Source organism: Grimontia marina (assembly GCF_900060185.1).
GTDB lineage: Bacteria > Pseudomonadota > Gammaproteobacteria > Enterobacterales > Vibrionaceae > Enterovibrio > Enterovibrio marinus.
This window is the reverse complement of sequence record NZ_FIZY01000106.1, coordinates 1-5,513: the sequence shown is the minus strand read 5'-3', so window position 1 is coordinate 5,513 and position 5,513 is coordinate 1. Positions and strand designations below refer to the sequence as shown.

Annotated in this window: 9 protein-coding genes; all 9 read left to right on the top strand. The window is 44.7% G+C overall.

Features of this window, described 5'->3' with window-relative positions:
• Window positions 1-191, top strand: a 191-nt coding sequence (locus GMA8713_RS28900; RefSeq protein ID WP_269747468.1) for a major capsid protein, incomplete at its 5' end; no start/stop codon positions are given.
• A gap of 110 nt (window positions 192-301) precedes the next feature.
• On the top strand, window positions 302-829 hold the full coding sequence (locus tag GMA8713_RS28895; RefSeq protein ID WP_000487867.1) for a hypothetical protein: 528 nt from the start codon (window positions 302-304) through the stop codon (window positions 827-829).
• A gap of 8 nt (window positions 830-837) precedes the next feature.
• A complete protein-coding gene (locus GMA8713_RS28890; protein WP_000466547.1) occupies window positions 838-1,824 on the top strand; it encodes a Minor spike protein in 987 nt (328 codons plus the stop codon).
• 63 nt (window positions 1,825-1,887) lie between these two features.
• Window positions 1,888-3,429: a replication endonuclease gene (locus GMA8713_RS28885; protein WP_000252566.1), complete on the top strand. Its 1,542-nt coding sequence runs from the start codon at window positions 1,888-1,890 to the stop codon at window positions 3,427-3,429.
• A complete protein-coding gene (locus tag GMA8713_RS28880; protein WP_435988044.1) occupies window positions 3,362-3,514 on the top strand; it encodes a hypothetical protein in 153 nt (50 codons plus the stop codon). Before GMA8713_RS28885 ends, GMA8713_RS28880 begins: the two co-directional genes overlap by 68 nt.
• Window positions 3,447-3,686: a phage DNA packaging protein C gene (locus GMA8713_RS28875; protein WP_016670801.1), complete on the top strand. Its 240-nt coding sequence runs from the start codon at window positions 3,447-3,449 to the stop codon at window positions 3,684-3,686. The genes GMA8713_RS28880 and GMA8713_RS28875 overlap by 68 nt, the downstream gene beginning before the upstream one ends.
• Complete coding sequence (locus GMA8713_RS28870; protein WP_000084700.1) at window positions 3,683-4,141, top strand: scaffolding protein D; 459 nt, start codon at window positions 3,683-3,685, stop codon at window positions 4,139-4,141. The genes GMA8713_RS28875 and GMA8713_RS28870 overlap by 4 nt, the downstream gene beginning before the upstream one ends.
• Window positions 4,141-4,257, top strand: a complete 117-nt coding sequence (locus tag GMA8713_RS28865) for a phage DNA packaging protein J (protein ID WP_000033471.1) — start codon at window positions 4,141-4,143, stop codon at window positions 4,255-4,257. Before GMA8713_RS28870 ends, GMA8713_RS28865 begins: the two co-directional genes overlap by 1 nt.
• Window positions 4,258-4,293: 36 nt before the next feature.
• The coding region (locus tag GMA8713_RS28860) for a major capsid protein (RefSeq protein WP_032277510.1) at window positions 4,294-5,513 on the top strand (1,220 nt) is incomplete at its 3' end.

The following is a 5,513-nucleotide window of genomic DNA, read 5'->3' as shown; positions in this document are numbered from 1 at the left end:
TTCTTGAAGGCTTCCCATTCATTCAGGAACCGCCTTCTGGTGATTTGCAAGAACGCGTACTTATTCGCCACCATGATTATGACCAGTGTTTCCAGTCCGTTCAGTTGTTGCAGTGGAATAGTCAGGTTAAATTTAATGTGACCGTTTATCGCAATCTGCCGACCACTCGCGATTCAATCATGACTTCGTGATAAAAGATTGAGTGTGAGGTTATAACGCCGAAGCGGTAAAAATTTTAATTTTTGCCGCTGAGGGGTTGACCAAGCGAAGCGCGGTAGGTTTTCTGCTTAGGAGTTTAATCATGTTTCAGACTTTTATTTCTCGCCATAATTCAAACTTTTTTTCTGATAAGCTGGTTCTCACTTCTGTTACTCCAGCTTCTTCGGCACCTGTTTTACAGACACCTAAAGCTACATCGTCAACGTTATATTTTGATAGTTTGACGGTTAATGCTGGTAATGGTGGTTTTCTTCATTGCATTCAGATGGATACATCTGTCAACGCCGCTAATCAGGTTGTTTCTGTTGGTGCTGATATTGCTTTTGATGCCGACCCTAAATTTTTTGCCTGTTTGGTTCGCTTTGAGTCTTCTTCGGTTCCGACTACCCTCCCGACTGCCTATGATGTTTATCCTTTGGATGGTCGCCATGATGGTGGTTATTATACCGTCAAGGACTGTGTGACTATTGACGTCCTTCCCCGTACGCCGGGCAATAATGTTTATGTTGGTTTCATGGTTTGGTCTAACTTTACCGCTACTAAATGCCGCGGATTGGTTTCGCTGAATCAGGTTATTAAAGAGATTATTTGTCTCCAGCCACTTAAGTGAGGTGATTTATGTTTGGTGCTATTGCTGGCGGTATTGCTTCTGCTCTTGCTGGTGGCGCCATGTCTAAATTGTTTGGAGGCGGTCAAAAAGCCGCCTCCGGTGGCATTCAAGGTGATGTGCTTGCTACCGATAACAATACTGTAGGCATGGGTGATGCTGGTATTAAATCTGCCATTCAAGGCTCTAATGTTCCTAACCCTGATGAGGCCGTCCCTAGTTTTGTTTCTGGTGCTATGGCTAAAGCTGGTAAAGGACTTCTTGAAGGTACGTTGCAGGCTGGCACTTCTGCCGTTTCTGATAAGTTGCTTGATTTGGTTGGACTTGGTGGCAAGTCTGCCGCTGATAAAGGAAAGGATACTCGTGATTATCTTGCTGCTGCATTTCCTGAGCTTAATGCTTGGGAGCGTGCTGGTGCTGATGCTTCCTCTGCTGGTATGGTTGACGCCGGATTTGAGAATCAAAAAGAGCTTACTAAAATGCAACTGGACAATCAGAAAGAGATTGCCGAGATGCAAAATGAGACTCAAAAAGAGATTGCTGGCATTCAGTCGGCGACTTCACGCCAGAATACGAAAGACCAGGTATATGCACAAAATGAGATGCTTGCTTATCAACAGAAGGAGTCTACTGCTCGCGTTGCGTCTATTATGGAAAACACCAATCTTTCCAAGCAACAGCAGGTTTCCGAGATTATGCGCCAAATGCTTACTCAAGCTCAAACGGCTGGTCAGTATTTTACCAATGACCAAATCAAAGAAATGACTCGCAAGGTTAGTGCTGAGGTTGACTTAGTTCATCAGCAAACGCAGAATCAGCGGTATGGCTCTTCTCATATTGGCGCTACTGCAAAGGATATTTCTAATGTCGTCACTGATGCTGCTTCTGGTGTGGTTGATATTTTTCATGGTATTGATAAAGCTGTTGCCGATACTTGGAACAATTTCTGGAAAGACGGTAAAGCTGATGGTATTGGCTCTAATTTGTCTAGGAAATAACCGTCAGGATTGACACCCTCCCAATTGTATGTTTTCATGCCTCCAAATCTTGGAGGCTTTTTTATGGTTCGTTCTTATTACCCTTCTGAATGTCACGCTGATTATTTTGACTTTGAGCGTATCGAGGCTCTTAAACCTGCTATTGAGGCTTGTGGCATTTCTACTCTTTCTCAATCCCCAATGCTTGGCTTCCATAAGCAGATGGATAACCGCATCAAGCTCTTGGAAGAGATTCTGTCTTTTCGTATGCAGGGCGTTGAGTTCGATAATGGTGATATGTATGTTGACGGCCATAAGGCTGCTTCTGACGTTCGTGATGAGTTTGTATCTGTTACTGAGAAGTTAATGGATGAATTGGCACAATGCTACAATGTGCTCCCCCAACTTGATATTAATAACACTATAGACCACCGCCCCGAAGGGGACGAAAAATGGTTTTTAGAGAACGAGAAGACGGTTACGCAGTTTTGCCGCAAGCTGGCTGCTGAACGCCCTCTTAAGGATATTCGCGATGAGTATAATTACCCCAAAAAGAAAGGTATTAAGGATGAGTGTTCAAGATTGCTGGAGGCCTCCACTATGAAATCGCGTAGAGGCTTTGCTATTCAGCGTTTGATGAATGCAATGCGACAGGCTCATGCTGATGGTTGGTTTATCGTTTTTGACACTCTCACGTTGGCTGACGACCGATTAGAGGCGTTTTATGATAATCCCAATGCTTTGCGTGACTATTTTCGTGATATTGGTCGTATGGTTCTTGCTGCCGAGGGTCGCAAGGCTAATGATTCACACGCCGACTGCTATCAGTATTTTTGTGTGCCTGAGTATGGTACAGCTAATGGCCGTCTTCATTTCCATGCGGTGCACTTTATGCGGACACTTCCTACAGGTAGCGTTGACCCTAATTTTGGTCGTCGGGTACGCAATCGCCGCCAGTTAAATAGCTTGCAAAATACGTGGCCTTATGGTTACAGTATGCCCATCGCAGTTCGCTACACGCAGGACGCTTTTTCACGTTCTGGTTGGTTGTGGCCTGTTGATGCTAAAGGTGAGCCGCTTAAAGCTACCAGTTATATGGCTGTTGGTTTCTATGTGGCTAAATACGTTAACAAAAAGTCAGATATGGACCTTGCTGCTAAAGGTCTAGGAGCTAAAGAATGGAACAACTCACTAAAAACCAAGCTGTCGCTACTTCCCAAGAAGCTGTTCAGAATCAGAATGAGCCGCAACTTCGGGATGAAAATGCTCACAATGACAAATCTGTCCACGGAGTGCTTAATCCAACTTACCAAGCTGGGTTACGACGCGACGCCGTTCAACCAGATATTGAAGCAGAACGCAAAAAGAGAGATGAGATTGAGGCTGGGAAAAGTTACTGTAGCCGACGTTTTGGCGGCGCAACCTGTGACGACAAATCTGCTCAAATTTATGCGCGCTTCGATAAAAATGATTGGCGTATCCAACCTGCAGAGTTTTATCGCTTCCATGACGCAGAAGTTAACACTTTCGGATATTTCTGATGAGTCGAAAAATTATCTTGATAAAGCAGGAATTACTACTGCTTGTTTACGAATTAAATCGAAGTGGACTGCTGGCGGAAAATGAGAAAATTCGACCTATCCTTGCGCAGCTCGAGAAGCTCTTACTTTGCGACCTTTCGCCATCAACTAACGATTCTGTCAAAAACTGACGCGTTGGATGAGGAGAAGTGGCTTAATATGCTTGGCACGTTCGTCAAGGACTGGTTTAGATATGAGTCACATTTTGTTCATGGTAGAGATTCTCTTGTTGACATTTTAAAAGAGCGTGGATTACTATCTGAGTCCGATGCTGTTCAACCACTAATAGGTAAGAAATCATGAGTCAAGTTACTGAACAATCCGTACGTTTCCAGACCGCTTTGGCCTCTATTAAGCTCATTCAGGCTTCTGCCGTTTTGGATTTAACCGAAGATGATTTCGATTTTCTGACGAGTAACAAAGTTTGGATTGCTACTGACCGCTCTCGTGCTCGTCGCTGCGTTGAGGCTTGCGTTTATGGTACGCTGGACTTTGTAGGATACCCTCGCTTTCCTGCTCCTGTTGAGTTTATTGCTGCCGTCATTGCTTATTATGTTCATCCCGTCAACATTCAAACGGCCTGTCTCATCATGGAAGGCGCTGAATTTACGGAAAACATTATTAATGGCGTCGAGCGTCCGGTTAAAGCCGCTGAATTGTTCGCGTTTACCTTGCGTGTACGCGCAGGAAACACTGACGTTCTTACTGACGCAGAAGAAAACGTGCGTCAAAAATTACGTGCAGAAGGAGTGATGTAATGTCTAAAGGTAAAAAACGTTCTGGCGCTCGCCCTGGTCGTCCGCAGCCGTTGCGAGGTACTAAAGGCAAGCGTAAAGGCGCTCGTCTTTGGTATGTAGGTGGTCAACAATTTTAATTGCAGGGGCTTCGGCCCCTTACTTGAGGATAAATTATGTCTAATATTCAAACTGGCGCCGAGCGTATGCCGCATGACCTTTCCCATCTTGGCTTCCTTGCTGGTCAGATTGGTCGTCTTATTACCATTTCAACTACTCCGGTTATCGCTGGCGACTCCTTCGAGATGGACGCCGTTGGCGCTCTCCGTCTTTCTCCATTGCGTCGTGGCCTTGCTATTGACTCTACTGTAGACATTTTTACTTTTTATGTCCCTCATCGTCACGTTTATGGTGAACAGTGGATTAAGTTCATGAAGGATGGTGTTAATGCCACTCCTCTCCCGACTGTTAACACTACTGGTTATATTGACCATGCCGCTTTTCTTGGCACGATTAACCCTGATACCAATAAAATCCCTAAGCATTTGTTTCAGGGTTATTTGAATATCTATAACAACTATTTTAAAGCGCCGTGGATGCCTGACCGTACCGAGGCTAACCCTAATGAGCTTAATCAAGATGATGCTCGTTATGGTTTCCGTTGCTGCCATCTCAAAAACATTTGGACTGCTCCGCTTCCTCCTGAGACTGAGCTTTCTCGCCAAATGACGACTTCTACCACATCTATTGACATTATGGGTCTGCAAGCTGCTTATGCTAATTTGCATACTGACCAAGAACGTGATTACTTCATGCAGCGTTACCATGATGTTATTTCTTCATTTGGAGGTAAAACCTCTTATGACGCTGACAACCGTCCTTTACTTGTCATGCGCTCTAATCTCTGGGCATCTGGCTATGATGTTGATGGAACTGACCAAACGTCGTTAGGCCAGTTTTCTGGTCGTGTTCAACAGACCTATAAACATTCTGTGCCGCGTTTCTTTGTTCCTGAGCATGGCACTATGTTTACTCTTGCGCTTGTTCGTTTTCCGCCTACTGCGACTAAAGAGATTCAGTACCTTAACGCTAAAGGTGCTTTGACTTATACCGATATTGCTGGCGACCCTGTTTTGTATGGCAACTTGCCGCCGCGTGAAATTTCTATGAAGGATGTTTTCCGTTCTGGTGATTCGTCTAAGAAGTTTAAGATTGCTGAGGGTCAGTGGTATCGTTATGCGCCTTCGTATGTTTCTCCTGCTTATCACCTTCTTGAAGGCTTCCCATTCATTCAGGAACCGCCTTCTGGTGATTTGCAAGAACGCGTACTTATTCGCCACCATGATTATGACCAGTGTTTCCAGTCCGTTCAGTTGTTGCAGTGGAATAGTCAGGT

Bases quoted from the DNA above. Each gene is read 5' to 3' on its own strand.
- GMA8713_RS28895 (WP_000487867.1), top strand. From the start codon at position 302: ATGTTTCAGACTTTTATTTCTCGCCATAATTCAAACTTTTTTTCTGAT.
- GMA8713_RS28890 (WP_000466547.1), top strand. From the start codon at position 838: ATGTTTGGTGCTATTGCTGGCGGTATTGCTTCTGCTCTTGCTGGTGGC.
- GMA8713_RS28885 (WP_000252566.1), top strand. From the start codon at position 1,888: ATGGTTCGTTCTTATTACCCTTCTGAATGTCACGCTGATTATTTTGAC.
- GMA8713_RS28870 (WP_000084700.1), top strand. From the start codon at position 3,683: ATGAGTCAAGTTACTGAACAATCCGTACGTTTCCAGACCGCTTTGGCC.
- GMA8713_RS28865 (WP_000033471.1), top strand. From the start codon at position 4,141: ATGTCTAAAGGTAAAAAACGTTCTGGCGCTCGCCCTGGTCGTCCGCAG.